Origin of the sequence: Legionella londiniensis, assembly GCF_001467825.1 — a bacterium.
GTDB lineage: Bacteria > Pseudomonadota > Gammaproteobacteria > Legionellales > Legionellaceae > Legionella_A > Legionella_A londiniensis.
Map to the genome: position 1 here is coordinate 75476 of NZ_LNYK01000016.1, position 18684 is coordinate 94159.

Below are 18684 nucleotides of genomic sequence, written 5' to 3' on the forward strand. Positions count from 1 at the left end.
TAAAATTAACAGAGAAGCAACGTAAAGAATTAATCGAAGTAGTGCGAAACGGCAAACATCAAGCAAAAGTTATCATGCATGCAAATATCATGTTACAAGCAGATTATAGCTCTGAGGGGCCAGGGCTGAACGCCGTAGTTATTGCCGAAAATTTAAATGTTAATAAAAGAACAGTTCACAGAGTAAGGCAAAGATATTCCGAAGAAGGATTTGAAGCAGCGCTGTATCGCAAGCCTCATAAGCAATATAAACCAAGAAGATTAGATGGCGAAGGAGAGGCTCGCCTGATAGCGGTATGCTGTAGCCAAGCGCCATCAGGTCGAAAATCTTGGACACTTGAATTGCTGGCTGATGAATTAATTCGATTAAATGTTGTAGATAAAATATCTTCGGTCACAGTACACAACACATTAAAAAAATGAACTTAGCCTTGGTTGACAAAGGAATGGTGCATACCTCCCGAGCAAAATGCTGCATTCGTTTGTAGAATGGAGGATATTTTAGAAACCTACAAGCAAGCGTATGATCCTGCGTATCCTGTTATTTGCAGGGATGAGGTGGCAAATGAAGTGAAGGCTTGGGTAGAAAGACGTAATAAAAATGCATATGTAGTCAATTGGCAATTTACTGCAGAAAACGACAGGATAAAATTGAAACGTCTCTACCCAACGATAAAAGACAAAATTAATTTAATGGAGTAGTGCAGAGTTAAATTTCTGCAATATATCCCCAATCCCTATCCCAGATTAATTTTTTTAATTTTATATTCTCGGCGATTAAGCGCAGCAAGGGAGTGACGGTATTTGCCCGAATAGCAAGAATCACCATATTTGCGGTACCCGAAACAGGGAGGGATATAGTCCGCATCTTAAATTGTTGGAGGATATGTTGGGATACAGACTGATATTGCTTTAAACTTGCGATGTTTACGGCGAGTATGCCTCCCGAAATGAGTAACCGGCGGCAATGGGCAAAAAATTCCTTATTGTTGCATTGTTCAGGAAAGGAGTCGGCATTGTATAAATCTACAATCAAATGGTTGAACTGACTCTGGCATGTTTTTACAAATTGACTTGCGTCCTCGTGAACAACAGTTAAATTTTTGATTTTTTCCAACATAAAGTAAGTTTCGGCAATCTGAATTACTTCTTCGCTTTGCTCAACTGCAATCATTGAACTTCCAGTTAAAAAATCATTCAGGGCATGCCCTACGCCCGCGCCGCCAAGACCCAGCAGACAGGAATTCCCGGATTTAATTTTGGCAGGCAGAATAAGATGAGGGATATATTTAAGCGCGGGCTTTGCGGGATTTTGGCGATTAATCACCGTTTGCAATGCGTCGCTGCCCAGCGTTAACCAACGGTAAAATAAATTTTGATGGACTTTTGCGCCACCGGGAGATTGATAAATCACCCGGCCGCTTCTTGTTTTCCACATATTAACGTTGAAATCTGTAAATATTGCCTAATTGAAGTATAGCCGTCAGTTCATCAAGCGCCTGGTAACATTCATGAATTAATTGCGGATCATCCAAATCATCTGCATGAAGCTCAGAGCGATAATGTTGTTCAACCCAGGCCTCTAACCGATCCAGCAATGCTTCATTAACTAAAATACCTTGGTGCATTGCACATAGTTCTTTTTCTGTTAAAGGGACTCTCAAGCGCAGGCAAGCAGGTCCGCCGCCGTTTTGCATGCTCTGTTTGATATTCAGAAAATAAGCTTTGCACAGAGGATTACTGCCGCTGATTAATTCATCGATATAAGTCAGGATATGGGGTTGTTGCTGGCATTCGGCCGGTGCGATAAGAACCATTTGCTTGCTATTTTCATTTGGTAACGTAATTAACTGGGAATTGAATAAATAACTTTTTACAGCATCTTCAATAGAAATCCGCTTACTGGGTACCTGAAGAATATGTACCGGAAAATCAGCTCTCTGGCAGAGCGCATTTATAACCGATTCTTGTTCAAGAAAGGCTTCCTCGTGGACTAGTAACACACATTCATTGGCCACGGCAATGACATCGTTATGAAACACGCCCAAGTCAATCGCCGCCGGGTTTTGTGCGATAAAGAAGGTTTTTTCAGGATTGAGTTTATGTCTTCGGGCTATAGCCTCTGAAGCTTCTAATGTTTGTCTTGCCGGGAAACGTTTTGGTGCAGGAAATGGGTTATTTGCTGGAAGCGCGCGTTTGCCATAGACGAATAAGTTAAGTCCTTCAAGATGGTGGTGCTCGCAGATGCGGCTGTGATTTGCCGCACCTTCGTCTCCCATAGCCACGGTCCCAGGCAAAGGGGGATGGTGTTGAAAAAAAGTCTCATCCGCAAAGAGGCGCTTCAATAGGGCATGGGAAAAATCAGCTTCCTGGTGACGATGGAGATTGCTGACTAAATTTGCCGCAGTAAACTGTACCTTGCCACTTTCCGTGTCCCTACTTGCCGATACTGTTGCTGCATTTGCTGTCCACATACTGGATGCAGAATAACAGGCGCTTAAAATGTTGGGATCCGTTTTTTTAGCTTTTCGTACCTGCTCTTCAGGCTTGCCGGTGAACCCAAGTTGTTCTAATAAAGCAAGATTGGGACGTTCATGAGGAGGTAAAAGCGCCTGTTTGACTCCAAGGCTATGTATCAGGCGCATTTTTTCAAGGCCCTGCCTCGCCGCAGCCTTTGGATTTGCAATGGTCAATGCGTTTTCTATTGAGGCGATATTGCCTGCAGAGAGGCCTGCATAATGGTGGCTGGGGCCAACGAGCCCATCGAGATTAAGTTCATAAACGTTCATGCTATTTCCCATTCTGAATCAGTTGAAGCATGCTTTTGGCATGATTCAAGTTAAGCTAATGCCGGGCAATATGGTGTCTGGCATACTCAGTACCGGTTGCTCCATGCTGGCGATGGGATAGGCGCAATAATCGGCAGCAAAAAATGCGCTTGGGCGATGATTGCCGCTATGGCCTACCCCGCCAAAAGGCAAATGGCTTGAAGCGCCTGTGGTTGGTTTGTTCCAATTAATCACTCCTGCCCGCATTGTTTGATAAAATTGCGAATAATGTTCAAAACTGTCGCTCAGTAGAGCAGCGGCAAGTCCATAGCGGGTTTGATTGGCCTTCAATAAGGCTTCATCAAAATCATGATAGCGGTAAATTTGGACAAGAGGGGCAAAAATTTCTTGGTCAGCCGGATTGTTAACTGCGCTCATGTCAATCACTCCCGGCGATAAAAATCCGGTCTTATCTTCCAGTAATTTCATCATCAAAAGTGATTTTCCACCTGACTGCCGCAATTTTTCCTGTGCTTCAAGATGTGATAAGGCGTGCTCGTAATGGATTACAGGGCCCATGAACGGCTCCGGCTCTGCTGTGTATTCGCCTATTCTGATTGTTTGGCAAAGATTGAGGAAGCGGGAAATAAACTCGTCTCCTTGTTGATTATCTGGTATGAATACCCGTCTCGCGCAGCTACAGCGTTGCCCCGAGGTTATTAAAGTTGACAGGAGGGTGAGGTAGAGGGCCGATTTTAAATCAGACACCTTGTCAAGGATTAAGGGGTTATTCCCGCCCATCTCCAACGCCAGTATAACTTCAGGCTTACTGGCAAATTGTTCATGAATCTTTAATCCTGTTGCATAACTGCCAGTAAAATAAACCCCTTGAATATCTTCGCGCAATAAATGCTGTGCTGTACCTATTCCGCCCTGGACACAGTTTATTACACCGGGTGGGAGGTTGCTTTTATGCCAGCATTCTATAATCAATTCGGCCACTTTGGGAGCGAGTTCGCTTGGTTTATATACCACTGTATTTCCTGCCAGAAGGGCGGGCACGATATGGCCATTGCTTAAGTGCGCGGGAAAGTTAAACGGGCCAAGCACGGCAACAACGCCGTGTGGTTTATATCGAACGTGCCCCATGGCGTCTTGAAGCGGTATTTCGCGCGCGGGCGTTCGTTCAAAGTAGGCTTTGATAGATAGATCTACTTTGGCAATCACGGAGTTGACTTCCGTTTGCGCCTCCCAAAGAGGTTTGCCAGTCTCAGAGGCGATGATTCTCGTTAATTCCGCATGGCTTGCCCTGACTTCTTTGGCGAACGATTGCAAATAATGAGCGCGTTCTGGCACTTCAAGCAATGCCCATTTTGAAAAAGCAGCGCGGGCAGCCTGATACGCTTCAGCTACCTCATCTTCTGAAGCCATTCTTCCTTCCCATATGAGGGTGTTATTGGCAGGGTTAACGGAGCGAAACGAGCCGCCCTGTCCTGATATCCATTGGCCATTAATATAATGATTCATTATCCTGTCCTTGTAAAAACTTAAGGCTTGCTTTTATGAAAAATGTTTAATCGTAATGCAAGGGCGCAATGCGTACGCAGTCACCACGCTGTACCTGCAATAACTCAGCGCTCTCTTTGCTTAGGATGCAGGTCTCCTTCGCTTCATTGAAAATAATTTGACAAATTGTTGCGCGAAAATCCAGGCGCGTGTTGGCGACAATAAAGCGTTTGCTGCTGACGTCGTCAATGATGTTGTTGACAACCAGAATTTTACTGGAAATGACACTTCGAATTTGATCTCTTGGGGCTTCAATGGTTGGACCGGCATCAAAGATATCTACATAATTGTTGTAGCGAAAGCCCTCACGCATCAGGATTTTCATAGCAGGCAGGGTGGACTCATGCGGCTTGCCAATCACTTCCTGCGCATGAGGATGAATCAGCTTGACATATATTGGATTTCTTGGCATTAAATCAGCAATAAACTGCTTATTGGTGGAAATAGTCAGTTCATCTGCTTTTGCAAAACTCATTTGAAAAAAATGTTTTCCAATAGCATCCCAGAAGGGGGATTCACCGTTTGCATTGGAAATACCGCGCATTTCAGCAATGATGCTTGCTGCAAAACGGTTTTGATAGTGCGCCATAAATAAAAAACGGGCGCGTGACAACAGCAATCCGTTACTGTTGTGACGATACTCGGGCAGCAAAAAAAGGGTGCACAGTTCACTGCATCCTTGTTTATCATTCACTAAACTCAAAACCTCATAATCTGAGCGGATATTCAGCGAATGACAAATTCTTGTGCGTTTTGATAACTTATAAGAATAAAACGGCGCATCATGTCCTGTATAAGCTTCAATGGCAGCCGTTCCGACAAGAGCCTCCCTTGCCGGGTCTTCCAGTACAAAAAAATAATACTCATTTTCAGGTTGTTGAACTGCCTTATTGAACGAAGCGGTTGACCAGTTCAGTCTTTTTTTTAATAGATTTTTATTCTTAGGGAGGGTAGTTAGGCCGAAGCCACTTTGTACTGCTAAATCATGAATGGCGTCTAAGTCCGTATTCCTTGCGCTGCGAAACAACATGCGGCTCATCATTTTTCACAGGTTCCTTTTAGTTCTTCAAGTCCGCCTTGCGCAAGGTCAATCAGCAGAAGTGCGCTTAATGCAGCTCTTTCAGGCAGGCTGTCTAATAAAATATATTCTTCCGGGCTGTGAATCTTGCCGCCGCGTACACCAAGCGTATCAATTACGGGAAGCCCAAGCTTTGAGAGATTATTGCCATCACAGCAGCCGCCACTGTCTTGCCAATCAATTGCAATGCCGAGTTCTTGTCCTATCTGTTTGATTCTTTCAAATAAGCGCTCAGTAGCGGCGTTGACTCTTTTGACCGGCCGGTCAAAGCTGCCATGGACACTTAGAGAATAATCATGCTTATTCAGTTTCTTAATAATGTTGTCGATCTGGGTGCGTACCCAATATTCATCATCTGGTTGGGAGATGCGAATATCCAGTTTGGCAACAGCCTGGTCCGGCACAATGTTTAACGCCTCACCGCCCGCAACTTTACCCACATTGATGGTGACCCCTTCTTTTAGGCCGTTTAAGGCATGGACTGCAGTAATTGCTTCCGCAAGATAACAAATGGCGTTGCGTCCTTCAGCAAAGGCACGGCCTGCATGGGAAGCCTTGCCTTTGGCAATCAGAGTCAGCTTGCCATTCCCTTTTCGATTTTTTGCTAACATCCCCTCTGGCGTCATTGCCGGCTCATAAACGAGCGCAGCCTGATAATTGTAGGCCAGTTCAGTCCACAAGGCGCCGGAGGCTGGAGATCCTATTTCCTCATCAGCATTGATCATGACATCCCAGCCTAATGTGTCAGCATGGCCGCTGCTTTCAAATGCGTTCAATGCATGAAGCATGACCAGCAACCCCCCTTTCATATCAGCGACGCCAGGCCCATTGATGCAGTTGTCATTGATATAATTCATTGTTTGAAAAGGATGATGGGTATCATATACGGTATCCATATGGCCGCATAACAGGATACGCCGCCTGAGTTCGGGCCGTTTTCTAATATAAAGGGCATCCCCTGTAGTCTCAAGGATTGTTTCGCCTGCCATATTAATGGTAGATGCGGGAGGAAAGGAGCGGGTATGAATCTCATCTGCCAGGGGGCGAAACAATGATTGCAGCAGCTTGGATACTTTTGCAAGGCCTTTGAGATTTGCTGAGCCTGAGTTGATCCCGCAAAGCTCATGCAACTCTCTAACCATGGTTTGCTGATTGGCTTTGATTGAGCGCACAGATTCCAAAGACGACTTATTCATTAGAAACTCCTTTTTGCACAATGACATTAACGGAAAACAAAAAGGCGCGCAAGCTCAATCTTGCAAGCCTCATCAACCTGCAGGCAGGGTGCGGGTGTCTGGATATCAGTCAGATTAATATCATGAAGCTCAATTGAGCGCTGCTTGAGATAAGCAAAAATTTTAAGGTCGCAAAATAATTCCATACGGTTATAATGCAAGATAAAATTTTACCGGCTTTTTTGGAGTATGCATGCATCCTTTCATTGAGCAGGCTCATCCTCAATGGCAAAACATGCTGGATAACGCAATGGACCAGATGGATCAATCATATATTCAGGAATTATTGGATTCCGATGACTGGTTGCCGGGAAAGGATTCTTTGTTTGCCGCATTCAGTTTACCTTTAACGGATACCCGGTATATTCTTATGGGTGAATCTCCCTATCCTCGTGAAAAATCGGCAAATGGCTATGCGTTTTGGGATAATGCGGTGGGTTCTCTCTGGAGCAAAAAGGGATTAAGTAAAGAAGTGAACCGGGCTACCTCATTGCGCAACTGGATAAAAATGCTGCTGTATGCCAGAGGGGACTTAACCGATGATTTTTCCCAGGATGCAATTGCAAAATTAGATAAATCACGCTACGTGCAGACCGCGGATGAGTTATTTGAATCTTTCCTGAAAACCGGGTTTTTATTGTTGAATGCAACTCTTGCTTACAGTAAGGGAAAAGTCAATTATCATGCCCGCAAATGGCGGCCTTTTATTCATGATTTGTTAAATCAATTAGCTGAATCCAAACCGTCATTAAAATTGATCCTGCTAGGGCGGATTGCCCAGAAATTGCCAGAATCCGAGCTTTTTCCAAGCCTTGAAGCAGAGCATCCATATAATGTTAGCTTCATCACCAATAAAAAGGTGGTATCATTTTTCAAACCGTTGGACTTATTAAGCCGTGATGACTAAAAAATCAACTATTGACCCTTTGGAAGTGACTAAATTCTCGCAATTGGCGGCACATTGGTGGAATCCGGATGGGCCGTTGCGTACTCTGCATGATATTAATCCTGCCCGGATGCAATTCATAAAACAGTTTATCAACCCAACCAGACATACTGTGCTTGATGTTGGCTGTGGCGGGGGCATTTTATGTGAGGCTCTTGCGCAGTCTGGGGCTGATGTAACAGGACTTGATGTAGAAAAGGATGCGATAGAAGCGGCTAAAGCTCATGCCTTGCGATCCGGATTATCTATTCAATATGTTTGCCAGCCATTGGAAGAATATGAAGAAGAGCCTTTTGACATTGTCACCTGCATGGAAATGCTTGAGCATGTTAAAGAGCCAGAAACCGTCATACAACATTGCGCACGGTTATTAAAACCTGGCGGTTATCTTTTTTTATCAACCATTAATAGAACGCTTGCGGCTTATCTTGGCGCAATAATTGCGGCTGAATATATTCTTGAATTATTACCAAGACAAACCCATGATTATGAAAAATTCATCAAACCCAGTGAATTGTCAGTTATGGTGCGGGCAGCAGATTTGGAAATCAAGGGAATAAAAGGCATGGCTTACAATCCTCTTACCCGCACAGCAACTTTGCAGGAATCTGTCCAGATTAACTATTTGTTAGCCTGTTGCAAAAAAAACTAGGAACTTAATAAAGGGAGCGGTTAAGATGCCGTGCTTTTTTTATCGGCATATCGCTGCTGAAAACGTTGATGGGCATATTTTGCCTGCTCTGCAGTAACCACATCCACTTCATTGCCATATAAATCCACGCGCGCGCTGGCGACACGCTGGCATTTTAAATATGCTGGGGAGGCGCTGTAGTAGTTTATAGCTTCGCGCAACGCTTTCTTGCTGAAGGGCGGGACATCCAGGCGCTCATAAAAGTCCATGATGTCTTCGAATATTCCTATTTTAAGCGGTTTTACATCAGCGGCTTTTTTAAAAAAAGCAGCAGGAAAATGCTCTATCAACCAATCGATGGTTTTTAATTTTTCCTTTTTGGCGGAACTGTCTTTCTGTATCATTTGCATTGCTTTTAAGGTTTTAATCGATTAAATTTATAAAGCTATCACAATCCAAGCCAATGAACAATTTTTAATAAAATATTTGATGATTACCATTTCCAGTAGCTTCTTTTCATTACATCACCTCAAATTAAACAAAAACTGAAGCAATTTCTTTGTCTTGATATAAGAAATTTCTCAATTTATGCCAAGATATGACTGTAATTATTTTTAATCTATTGTTTAATAATAAATTATTTTTTTAACAAGCCATATATCCCGGGCAGAATTAGCCATCCTGCCTTGCATGTGGACATTCCTGCTGCTAGATTTAAAATAACTTTCATGGAGTGAAAGTTGCCAAAAAAGGATTTTGATCAGATGGATCTGATTATCAGGGATGATTCAAGACTTATGTCTTGATGAAAGACTGTGAAGAGCCAGGGGAATTCCCTGGCTTTTTTTATGCCGCTGCAAATTTTGAATGCTTCAGGTAATTTTTATCAGGATAGTAGGCAAAGACGACTGAACCGTTTTTAATCGTATTAATCAGTGGCTTAGCCAATGTCTTAGCTACTGAAGGACAGCCCCAGCTTCGGCCCGCGCGACCTGCCTTTTTAATAAAACTGGGCTCCACATACCATGCGCCGTGCATGACTACCCGGCGACTGTAGGCATTATCATTAAACCCTTTTTCAAGCCCCTGTAAATTAAGAGAATATCCTTTTGAGCCTGAATATGTATCGCGAGTGATGTACGTTCCAAGGCTTGTTTCCTTGCTTGAAGGCCGGTTTGAGAAATGATGGGGCACGGTCATACCGGAATTTCGGCCATGGGCAACAAATGTATTGAACAAAAGCCTTTCCCTTTTGAGGTCAAACACCCAAAGACGCTGTTTGGAGGATGGCAGCGAGTAGTCGATCACAGTTAAAATGGGCTTTTTAACATTGCCTTTCTGACTGGCTTTAAGATAAGCGTTTAAGGCAATTTTGAGAACTTTTTTGTTGAGGTTGGGCGCCAGTTTACTTAAACGGTTAACTTCGGAATCGAGCTTTAGAACCTTGGGCTGATGGTAAGTTGGTTTTGCGTGAATTTCTGTGCTCGATGTCATATTACTTGCAAGTAATACCACTGAAATTAAAGTTAGAATCGTATTCATAATGCTCCACTTTTCTAGTTACACGAATTTTTAATAAAAATCGTAAAAGTAGAATTTATGAACAAAAACACATGTATTTGACACAATTAATGTGTGTAATTGTTCAATCAATTCTCGCTAGCGATGGGTTGCTATGAGCTTCAAAAAAGTGGTTATTATATTGACAAACTACGCAAAAGTAAAATGAACAGGGGTCTGTTTGTGCACTATAGGGAAAAATTAATCAAAAAAAGCGTTATAAATCAAGAATAATTTTTGTGAAAAAATGATCTGTTTATTTATCCCCAAATCATATTTGAAGGATTGTTTTAAGTCACTTTGTTCATGTAATGCTATAGTTAATATAGTAAGCCCAAGGGAGACTGTAATGCGAAGCGAGCGTAAATTATCAGACTACACGGACATGAATCCCAAAGACTTTGTGATGGCTTTACGCCGTGTTGACTGGAAAGCTTGGCGGGAGAATCCAGACGAGGCTTTAAAGAAGGCAGGAGTCAGATTAAATCCTGGAATCTGTTTTAAAATAGTTAAGAACCAAAAGGAGGCAGACAACCTTCCCGAAAATGAACTCCCTCTGATGCTTGAACAAAAACAGGGTAAGAAACTTAACCTGGATGAATTGTCTTGCGTAGCTGGCGGGGATGCTTTGCGGACTATCTTTACCCCACTTGCCCAACTGTTGTCTAAAATTCCTGGGTGGCAGGTTCAAGGGAAATGACAGCAAATTTCCCTCATTTTTGAATAATATTTAACAAAAAGATTACACAGACAATTTCATTTGTGCGCAATTTGCATTATTCTGCGTTTCTATTCTTGTTTGTATACGGAGACTATATGCTTGATAAACGTTCGTTGCAATCGCCTGAAGGGCTTCGGGCTAAAATAAACGCCGCATATCGGGAAAAGGAATTAACTGCTGTAACCCGCCTGATTGAACAGGCGGAATTTAAGCCTCAAGAAGTAGAGGCAATTCGCGAATTGGCTACCAAGCTGGTTGTAAAAGTGCGCTCCGAACGAAAGCAGAGTACGGGAATTGATTCTTTTTTAACCGAATATGCTTTGTCAACGGACGAGGGCATTGCCTTGATGTGCCTTGCCGAAGCGCTGTTACGGGTTCCTGATAAAGACACAGTCAACAGCTTAATCAAAGATAAACTGGCGGAAGCGGACTGGAAGTCACATCGCGGCCAAAGCCCTTCGTTCTTTGTCAACGCGACAACCTGGGCATTGATGCTGACAGGGAAAGTCCTGACGCCAGAAAAAGCTGAATCCGTGTTAAGTAAAGCCCTTTTGAAACTGGTAAACCGCAGCAGTGAAGTCGTTGTGCGCAAGGCAGTAGAAAAAGCCATGCGCATTATGAGCAAGCAGTTTGTCATGGGAAGAACCATTGCTGAAGCTATTGCAAGAGCCCGTGAGAAAGAAGAAATCGGATACCGATATTCTTATGATATGCTTGGGGAAGCAGCGCTTACCGCAGTGGATGCCGAACGTTATTTTAAAGCTTATCGATCAGCCATTGAAGCGATCGGCGCTCATAAACCAGATGCTGATGTTTATCAGAGCCCGGGTATTTCAATTAAGCTTTCTGCATTGCACCCTCGTTATCAGGAAGCTCAGTCTGTGCGGGTACTGGAAGAGCTTGTGCCAAAATTGCTGGAGCTTGCAATACTTGCAAAAGAATTCAATATCGGTTTTACCATTGATGCAGAAGAATCTGAGCGCCTTGATTTATCTCTGGATGTTATTGAGCGCGTGTTTAAGGACTCGCGCCTTAATGGGTGGCATGGCTTTGGCCTGGCTGTGCAATCTTATCAAAAAAGGGCATATTATGTTCTCGACTGGATAGCAAATTTAGCCCGCACATATAAACGGCGCATCATGGTTCGTTTGATTAAAGGCGCTTATTGGGACAGTGAAATAAAAAAAGCGCAAATGCTTGGGCTTAAAGATTATCCCGTCTTCACCCGCAAGGTGTTTACTGATGTGTCCTTTCAGGCATGTGCAAAAAAAATACTGACCATGACGGATGCCATTTATCCTCAGTTTGCAACTCACAATGCCTATTCTGTCGCTATGATTCTAAAATTGGTCGGCGATTACCGCGATTTCGAATTTCAATGCTTGCATGGGATGGGGAACGAATTGTATCAGCAAATTGTTCCTAAAGAAGCATTTGGCATCCCTTGCCGAATCTATGCGCCAGTTGGAAGCCATGAGGATTTGTTGCCCTATCTGGTTCGGCGTTTGCTCGAAAATGGCGCAAATTCCTCTTTTGTCAATCGAATTGTTGATGATAAGGCGCCGATTGAATCTTTGGTGGAAGATCCTGTCCAAATTGCAAGACAAATGCTCAGTAAAATCAATGAAAATATTCCTTTACCTGCCTCCATTTTTCTGCCGGAACGCAAAAACTCGCCCGGTTTTGATTTAACGGATCGGAAAGAAGTTAAAGAGCTGCAGGATTATCTTCGGGCTAAAGATTTAACCAATTGGCACGCAGCTCCTATAATCGCGAATCAACCCAAGCCAGATAAGGATCCTGAACCAGTATACTCTCCGCAAAATCATGAAGATATTATAGGGTCTGTGGTGCATGCCAATGAGGATGATGTGGATTATGCTTTGGATCAAGCCCAGAAAGTGTTTCCAGCATGGAGTCATACGCCTGTGCGCTCCAGAGCGGCAATCATTGATCAGTTTGCAGACTTGCTTGAAGAACACATGTTTGATTTGCTGGCAATTGCATGTCTTGAAGCAGGTAAAACCTGGAACGATGCGATTGCTGAAGTCCGGGAGGCCATTGATTTTTGCCGCTACTACGCTTCTCATGCTGTACAACTCATGGAAAAACCGAAGCGCCTCCATGGTTATACCGGCGAACTTGACGAATTAAGCCTGCATCCGCGCGGGATTCTTCTTTGCATCAGCCCCTGGAATTTTCCCCTGGCGATTTTTACAGGGCAGATTGTGGCATCCCTGGTAACAGGAAACTGTGTCATCGCCAAGCCTGCTGAACAAACCCCGCTCATTGCGCATTTTGCGGTTCAACTGCTGCTCAAGGCTGGCATCCCGGCAGGCGTTTTACAATTGCTGCCCGGGCCTGGCGAAACCATTGGCGCAAGGCTTGTTGCAGATAAAAGGATTAAAGGCGTTATTTTTACAGGATCAACGCAAACTGCCGCTTTGATCAATAAAACTCTGGCAACAAGAGGCGGCGAGATTGTTCCTTTAATTGCAGAAACGGGCGGTCAAAACGCGATGATTGTTGACTCATCTGCTTTGTTAGAGCAGGTGGTTGTTGATGTGCTTGCCTCATCTTTTGCATCTGCCGGACAGCGTTGTTCAGCATTGAGGGTAATCTTTGTTCAGGAAGATATCTACCCACGTTTTATCGAGCTTTTAAAAGGCGCTATGGCTGAATTAAAAGTCGGCGATCCACGCTGGTTGGATACAGATGTCGGTCCCGTAATTGACAAGGAAGCGCTATCGAACTTAAAGTCACATGTGAAAAAAATGCTCAAAAACCATGAGCTGATTCATCAATGTGAATTGAGCAATGAATGCGGCCAGGGTACGTTTATGCCGCCTACAGCCATTGCTATTTCTCATATAGATACGTTGGAACAGGAAGTATTTGGTCCAATACTTCATGTAATATCCTACAAGCGAAAAGAACTGGATGATGTGATCGAGCAAATTAACAGCACAGGATATGGATTAACGCTCGGAATCCATAGCCGGATAAACAGCACTGTGGAATACATCAGGCAAAGGGTGCATGTGGGTAATTGCTATGTTAACCGCAATATGGTTGGGGCAGTCGTGGGTTTGCAACCATTTGGAGGGGAAGGTTTATCAGGAACAGGCCCCAAAGCCGGCGGCCCCTATTATCTGCAAAGGCTTTGTGTCGAGCGAACTTTTACAGTGGACACAACAGCAGCCGGGGGCAATGCAAGCCTGATGTCGCTTTCAGAATAGCCCAGGTTTCGGCTTCACAGCCGAGCCTGCTAGCCGCTGCGGTGGGGATTCAGAAGCGTGACTTTTTCAAAAAGTCGAGATCAAATGGAGCGATATACTTGTTAAATTTTTAGTCTATACTTTTTTATACCTTCGGAATATTAGTTTCGCAACAAGGGGCGCATATGAGCAAAAAAGAGAAGTTGAATAAAAACAAGTTAAAAAATGTAACAGGCGGCGCGGCGCAGGGCTCTGGTTTGACTCCAATTGAACAATTTCAGAAAGATAATTTTAAATTTAATAAAGATACAGGGAGTTGGGAGTGCCCGCTTGAATTAGAGGCAGAATATAAGAAATTACTCGGAAAATGAGTTTGGTAATTACATGGTAATCGCGAGATGGGTTACGGATCCCCGGGAGGGTAGGTCTGATCAAATGAACCCACACCTGTTTAGATATAACATACTTGCCTTATGCTGTTTCATTTTTTCTGGCCAAAAGCCAGGGAACTAATACAAACAGCAATAACCCTCCTATGAGGAATCCCTCAAAAAAGACTATGTTGCCAACAGGAATTTGTGCGGGGGGAATAAAACCAATTAAAATGGCCGTAATGCAGCAAAGTATTCCTGCTCCGGAAACAAGCCACATGATGGCATTTCCACCTGGAATTTTATAGGCTCCTGTTTGCAAAGGATTGGTATAGCGGAGTCGAATTGCGGCCGCAAACATAAAAACATAGACCAATAATGCCAGTTGTGCGCATAAGTCGCTGAGTAACCAATAAGCCGCGTTTATAGAATCGAGCAGAATGAATACACTGCTTAAACCAGTGAAAATGATGCCTTGGGTTATCAGTATTGCTACCGGGGCGCCAAACTGATTGACACGCGCCAATGAATGCGGGATGCAGCCATCGCGTGCTGAAACCAGTAAGCCTTTTGTAGGGCCTATGATCCAGGTAGAAACGCCGCTTAAACCGCCTAAAATAATTAATGCTGCTGTAATGCGTGTCATTCCTGGCAGGTTATATGCCTTAAAAAACGTGTCGTAGGCATCAATCAGCCCTGATACTACGCTGAGTGTTGCATTCGGGACAACAATTACAATGGCGAGCGATCCAAAAACAAGAGTTGAAAAAATAATGATGGTTGAGTAAAAAAGTGCGCGAGGATAATCTCTTTGCGGATTTTTAACTTCTTCTGCATGAACCGCAGACATTTCCATCCCCAAAAGTCCAAATAAGACCGCTGAAAATAAAGAAAGATTGCCGAGCGCGCTGAAATCGAGCAGCCAATTGTCTGTGTAGGCGATTTCTACAGGACGGCCTTGTATCATCCAGATAATACCCAGAATGATTATGCCGAGCATGGGCAAAAGTGTGCCAATCAGGGCGCCCACTACGCTGACCAGACTGGATACTCTCATTCCAAAGCAGTTTAAGAGCGTAAATAACCAGAATAGACCGATAATGGTGGATAATAGATAAATCTTGTTATTTGCAAACTCTGGTGCGAAAAGATAGGCAAGAGTTGCCGCAATGAATGCCAGTATGGTGGGATACCACACTACATTATAAATCCACTGCAGCCAGATGGTAATAAAGCCCGCGCGACGTCCAAAAGCTTCTCTGACCCAGATATAAATGCCGCCTGTTTCTGGATAGCTGGTCGCAAGCTCAGCCGCAACGAGTGCTACGGGAACAAAAAAAACCGCAGCAGCAATCAGGTAATAAGAGATTAAACTTAAACCCAGTTTGGCTGAGAGCGGGAGGGTGCGCAAACTATCGACAGCAATGACATTAATCATTACCAACGAAAAAACACTCAAAACACGTTTTGAATGGCGCACAGGGAGTCCTTAATGAAAACAAGGATAAGTAGAAAACGTTTTAATGAGGATTAAACCCAAAGCAGAGAAAATTAACAGGTTAACCCTATAAAAGCAATCCTTTACTAAAATTCTTTTGCACATGCCGAAACCTTATGCGCTGCCTACAACAGCACAGCCGAATGGATTGCCAGCTAAATTGCATCAATGATGATGCTGGCGCCAGGATTGTAAATAGCGCCAGCAGAAACAGGAGGTGTTTAAGACATCAAATTACGCAGGACATACTGCAAAATTCCGCCGTGGCGGTAATACTCCAGTTCATTGGCCGTATCAATACGGCAGAGCACCTCAATTTGATGCTCACTGCCATCCTGGCGATGGATGGTGACTGGTAACAATGCTGCGGGCAGCAGTGAATCAGTTACCTTTATGGTGATTCGTTCACTGCCATCCAGTTGCAGTGTTTTGCGCGTGGTTCCGGGTAAAAATTGCAGGGGCAACACGCCCATACCAATCAGGTTAGAACGATGGATACGCTCAAAACTTTCCGTGATTACTGCTTTGATGCCTAAAAGATTGGTGCCTTTAGCGGCCCAGTCTCTTGAAGAGCCTGTCCCGTATTCCTGGCCGGCAATCACGACAAGACTCTGGTTTTCAGCTTTATAGCGCATCGCGGCATCATAAATAGACATGACTTCACCCGACGGTATGTGTTTGGTCATGCCGCCTTCGATGCCTGGGGTCATTTCATTGCGAATGCGGATGTTTGCAAAAGTGCCGCGCATCATGACCTCATGGTTCCCACGTCGGGAACCATAGGAATTAAAGTCTTGCTCGCTTACGCCCTTGGACTTTAAGTACAAGCCCGCAGGTGAATTGGCCTTGATGGCGCCTGCAGGTGAAATATGATCAGTTGTGATCGAGTCGCCAAGAAGCGCTATGATATATGCTTTATCAATTGTTTTGATGAGATCTGGTTTTTCTTTTAAATGTTCAAAAAACGGCGGGTGTTGAATATAGGTGGATTTTTCATCCCAGTCATAGGTTTTCCCGCTGCTGGTTTTGATGGCTTGCCAGTGCTCATCACCTTCAAACACTTCTGCATATTCTTTACGAAACATGCTGCCGCTTACTTTAGCAACCTCTGCTGCAACTTCTTTATTTGTTGGCCATATGTCTTTTAAAAAGACGTCATTGCCGTCTTCATCCTGACCAATTGGATCGCGCGTTAAGTCTATGGCGGTTGTGCCGCATAAGGCATAGGCTACAACCAACGGCGGCGAAGCAAGCCAGTTTGCGCGAACCAGAGGATGAACGCGGCCTTCAAAGTTTCGGTTTCCGGATAAAACAGAACAAACAACCAGATCATTCTCTGTAATATTGTCTGCCACAGGTTTGGGGAGTGGACCTGAATTCCCTATGCAGGTGGTGCAACCATAGCCAACCAGATTAAACCCTAATTTATCAAGATATGCCTGTAAGCCCGCGTGTTTTAAATAATCTGTAACCACCTTGGAGCCGGGCGCCAGGGAAGATTTAACCCATGGCTTGCGTTGCAGGCCTTTTTCAACTGCTTTTTTTGCAACAAGGCCTGCGGCCATTAAAACGCTTGGGTTTGAAGTATTGGTGCAACTTGTGATTGCCGCGATGACCACATCGCCATGATGGAGTTCAAATTCTGCATTTTTGCACGCAAAGGCTTTGTGTTTTTCATCTTCCTTACCATTTTGTTTGAGAAAAGCATTCAATTCCTGGGGCAAAGTTTTTAAATTGACTTTGTCCTGCGGGCGTTTGGGACCCGCGAGAGATGGCTCAACTGAGGCGAGATCAAGAGTCAACGTGTCTGTGAACACCGGATCTTCGCTGTCCTTGTCATACCAGAGGCCTTGTGCTTTGCAGTAAGCTTCAACAAGGGCAATGGTATGCTCATCGCGCCCCGTAAGCTTCAAGTAACGGATCGTTTCCTGATCCACGGGGAAAAAGCCGCAGGTTGCGCCATACTCAGGCGCCATGTTGGAAATGGTGGCACGGTCTGCCAGCGCTAATTCAGCAAGGCCTGGACCAAAAAATTCAACAAATTTGCCTACCACGCCTTTTTGACGAAGCATCTGGGTGACAGTTAATACCAAATCGGTGGCGGTAATGCCTTCTTTTAAGCGGCCTGTTAATTTAAAGCCAATCACTTCTGGAATCAGCATGGATATCGGTTGCCCAAGCATTGCTGCTTCAGCTTCAATACCGCCAACCCCCCATCCTAATACACCCATGCCGTTAATCATCGTTGTATGGGAATCCGTACCAACGAGTGTGTCAGGATAAGCGTAATGCACGCCATTTTTTTTGCTGGTCCACACGGTTTTCCCAAGGTATTCAAGGTTCACCTGGTGGCAAATGCCAGTACCGGGCGGTACCACTTGAAAATTGGCAAAGGCCTTTTGTCCCCAGCGCAAAAATTCATAGCGCTCTTTATTGCGTTCGACCTCGATGGCGGTATTGACTTCCAAAGCATTTTGGGTAGCAAATTCATCAACCATGACTGAGTGATCGATAACGAGATCAACTGGAGAGAGCGGGGATATTTTTTCGGCGCTTTGTCCCATTTTTTTTATTGCGGTGCGCATGGCGGCCAAATCCACAACCGCAGGTACGCCGGTAAAATCCTGCATCAACACTCTGGCTGGGCGATAGGCTATTTCGTGTTTTGAGGTTTTTGTATTCAGCCAATCAGCAATTGCCTTTACATCGTCGGTAGTGACTGTATTGCCATCCTCAAAGCGCAGCAGATTCTCAAGAAGTACTTTAAGAGAGTAGGGAAGTCTGCTGATCCCTTTAAAGTGCTTATGCTCAGCTTCTTTTAAGCTGAAGTAATGATAAGTTTTATCATCAACCTGCAATTGCTTTTGGGTGGAAAGGCTATCTTGACCTACGTTCATAACCGGCTCCTGAATTCTAAAAAGTGCAATCATAGCTTAAAATCAGGCGCTGCGCATCCTGGATTTTTACCCCAGAAAATACGGAAGGACGATGAAAATTTCTTATAAAATTGAATGCTTGTTACAGAGTATCAGTCCTGCCGCAACGGAACGCTGTTCGCTCAATAAGACGTTAAAGGTACGGCAGGCGGCGCCG

General features: G+C 44.2%; 16 protein-coding genes. 7 read left to right on the forward strand and 9 right to left on the reverse strand.

The window, feature by feature from the left end; genetic code table 11:
* On the forward strand, window positions 1-422 hold a 422-nt coding region (locus tag Llon_RS06190), incomplete at its 5' end, for a helix-turn-helix domain-containing protein (RefSeq protein WP_193391625.1).
* A 66-nt stretch (window positions 423-488) separates the two neighbouring features.
* The gene (locus tag Llon_RS06195) at window positions 489-701 is read left to right on the forward strand and encodes a hypothetical protein (RefSeq protein ID WP_058529203.1); all 213 of its coding nucleotides are present in this window, start codon (window positions 489-491) and stop codon (window positions 699-701) included.
* 7 nt (window positions 702-708) lie between these two features.
* Here the strand turns inward: Llon_RS06195 and Llon_RS06200 are convergent, their stop codons facing one another.
* The 5 genes from Llon_RS06200 to Llon_RS06220 are packed head-to-tail and all read right to left on the reverse strand — an operon-like array spanning window position 709 to window position 6607.
* The gene (locus Llon_RS06200) at window positions 709-1437 is read right to left on the reverse strand and encodes a spermidine synthase (RefSeq protein ID WP_058529204.1); all 729 of its coding nucleotides are present in this window, start codon (window positions 1435-1437) and stop codon (window positions 709-711) included.
* A gap of 1 nt (window position 1438) precedes the next feature.
* Entirely contained in the window at window positions 1439-2788 is a 1350-nt protein-coding gene (gene astB / locus Llon_RS06205) for an N-succinylarginine dihydrolase (protein ID WP_058529205.1), read from the reverse strand.
* Between the two features lie 45 nt (window positions 2789-2833).
* Window positions 2834-4294, reverse strand: coding sequence for a succinylglutamate-semialdehyde dehydrogenase (astD, locus tag Llon_RS06210; protein WP_058529206.1), 1461 nt, complete (start codon window positions 4292-4294; stop codon window positions 2834-2836).
* A 46-nt stretch (window positions 4295-4340) separates the two neighbouring features.
* Complete coding sequence (astA, locus tag Llon_RS06215) at window positions 4341-5375, reverse strand: arginine N-succinyltransferase (protein WP_237758278.1); 1035 nt, start codon at window positions 5373-5375, stop codon at window positions 4341-4343.
* Window positions 5372-6607 (reverse strand): hydrolase, encoded by a 1236-nt coding sequence (locus Llon_RS06220; RefSeq protein WP_083503275.1) that lies wholly within the window; start codon window positions 6605-6607, stop codon window positions 5372-5374. Before Llon_RS06220 ends, astA begins: the two co-directional genes overlap by 4 nt.
* Before the next feature lie 232 nt (window positions 6608-6839).
* Here Llon_RS06220 and Llon_RS06225 point away from each other — a divergent pair, with 232 nt between their 5' ends.
* Together Llon_RS06225 and ubiG are read left to right on the forward strand one after the other, a co-directional pair.
* Window positions 6840-7553, forward strand: coding sequence for a uracil-DNA glycosylase family protein (locus Llon_RS06225; RefSeq protein WP_058529207.1), 714 nt, complete (start codon window positions 6840-6842; stop codon window positions 7551-7553).
* Entirely contained in the window at window positions 7546-8244 is a 699-nt protein-coding gene (gene ubiG, locus Llon_RS06230) for a bifunctional 2-polyprenyl-6-hydroxyphenol methylase/3-demethylubiquinol 3-O-methyltransferase UbiG (protein ID WP_058529208.1), read from the forward strand. Before Llon_RS06225 ends, ubiG begins: the two co-directional genes overlap by 8 nt.
* Window positions 8245-8264: 20 nt before the next feature.
* Here ubiG and Llon_RS06235 read toward each other — a convergent pair whose 3' ends face one another.
* Both Llon_RS06235 and Llon_RS06240 read right to left on the reverse strand, forming a co-directional pair.
* Complete coding sequence (locus Llon_RS06235) at window positions 8265-8627, reverse strand: ProQ/FINO family protein (protein WP_115336858.1); 363 nt, start codon at window positions 8625-8627, stop codon at window positions 8265-8267.
* A gap of 442 nt (window positions 8628-9069) precedes the next feature.
* Window positions 9070-9765, reverse strand: a complete 696-nt coding sequence (locus Llon_RS06240) for a murein L,D-transpeptidase catalytic domain family protein (RefSeq protein WP_058529210.1) — start codon at window positions 9763-9765, stop codon at window positions 9070-9072.
* Window positions 9766-10132: 367 nt separating this feature from the next.
* On the opposite strand from Llon_RS06240, the gene Llon_RS06245 reads away from it, so the two are divergent.
* The 3 genes from Llon_RS06245 to Llon_RS06255 all read left to right on the forward strand — a co-directional run bounded on the left by Llon_RS06245 (window position 10133) and on the right by Llon_RS06255 (window position 14093).
* On the forward strand, window positions 10133-10483 hold the full coding sequence (locus Llon_RS06245) for a hypothetical protein (RefSeq protein ID WP_058529211.1): 351 nt from the start codon (window positions 10133-10135) through the stop codon (window positions 10481-10483).
* A gap of 116 nt (window positions 10484-10599) precedes the next feature.
* A complete protein-coding gene (gene putA, locus Llon_RS06250) occupies window positions 10600-13743 on the forward strand; it encodes a bifunctional proline dehydrogenase/L-glutamate gamma-semialdehyde dehydrogenase PutA (protein WP_058529212.1) in 3144 nt (1047 codons plus the stop codon).
* Between the two features lie 164 nt (window positions 13744-13907).
* Window positions 13908-14093 (forward strand): bacteriocin, encoded by a 186-nt coding sequence (locus Llon_RS06255; protein WP_058529213.1) that lies wholly within the window; start codon window positions 13908-13910, stop codon window positions 14091-14093.
* Window positions 14094-14193: 100 nt separating this feature from the next.
* Here the strand turns inward: Llon_RS06255 and Llon_RS06260 are convergent, their stop codons facing one another.
* Together Llon_RS06260 and acnA are read right to left on the reverse strand one after the other, a co-directional pair.
* The gene (locus tag Llon_RS06260) at window positions 14194-15573 is read right to left on the reverse strand and encodes an APC family permease (protein ID WP_058529214.1); all 1380 of its coding nucleotides are present in this window, start codon (window positions 15571-15573) and stop codon (window positions 14194-14196) included.
* A 239-nt stretch (window positions 15574-15812) separates the two neighbouring features.
* Window positions 15813-18488, reverse strand: coding sequence for an aconitate hydratase AcnA (acnA, locus tag Llon_RS06265; RefSeq protein ID WP_058529215.1), 2676 nt, complete (start codon window positions 18486-18488; stop codon window positions 15813-15815).
* Window positions 18489-18684 lie beyond the last annotated feature (196 nt).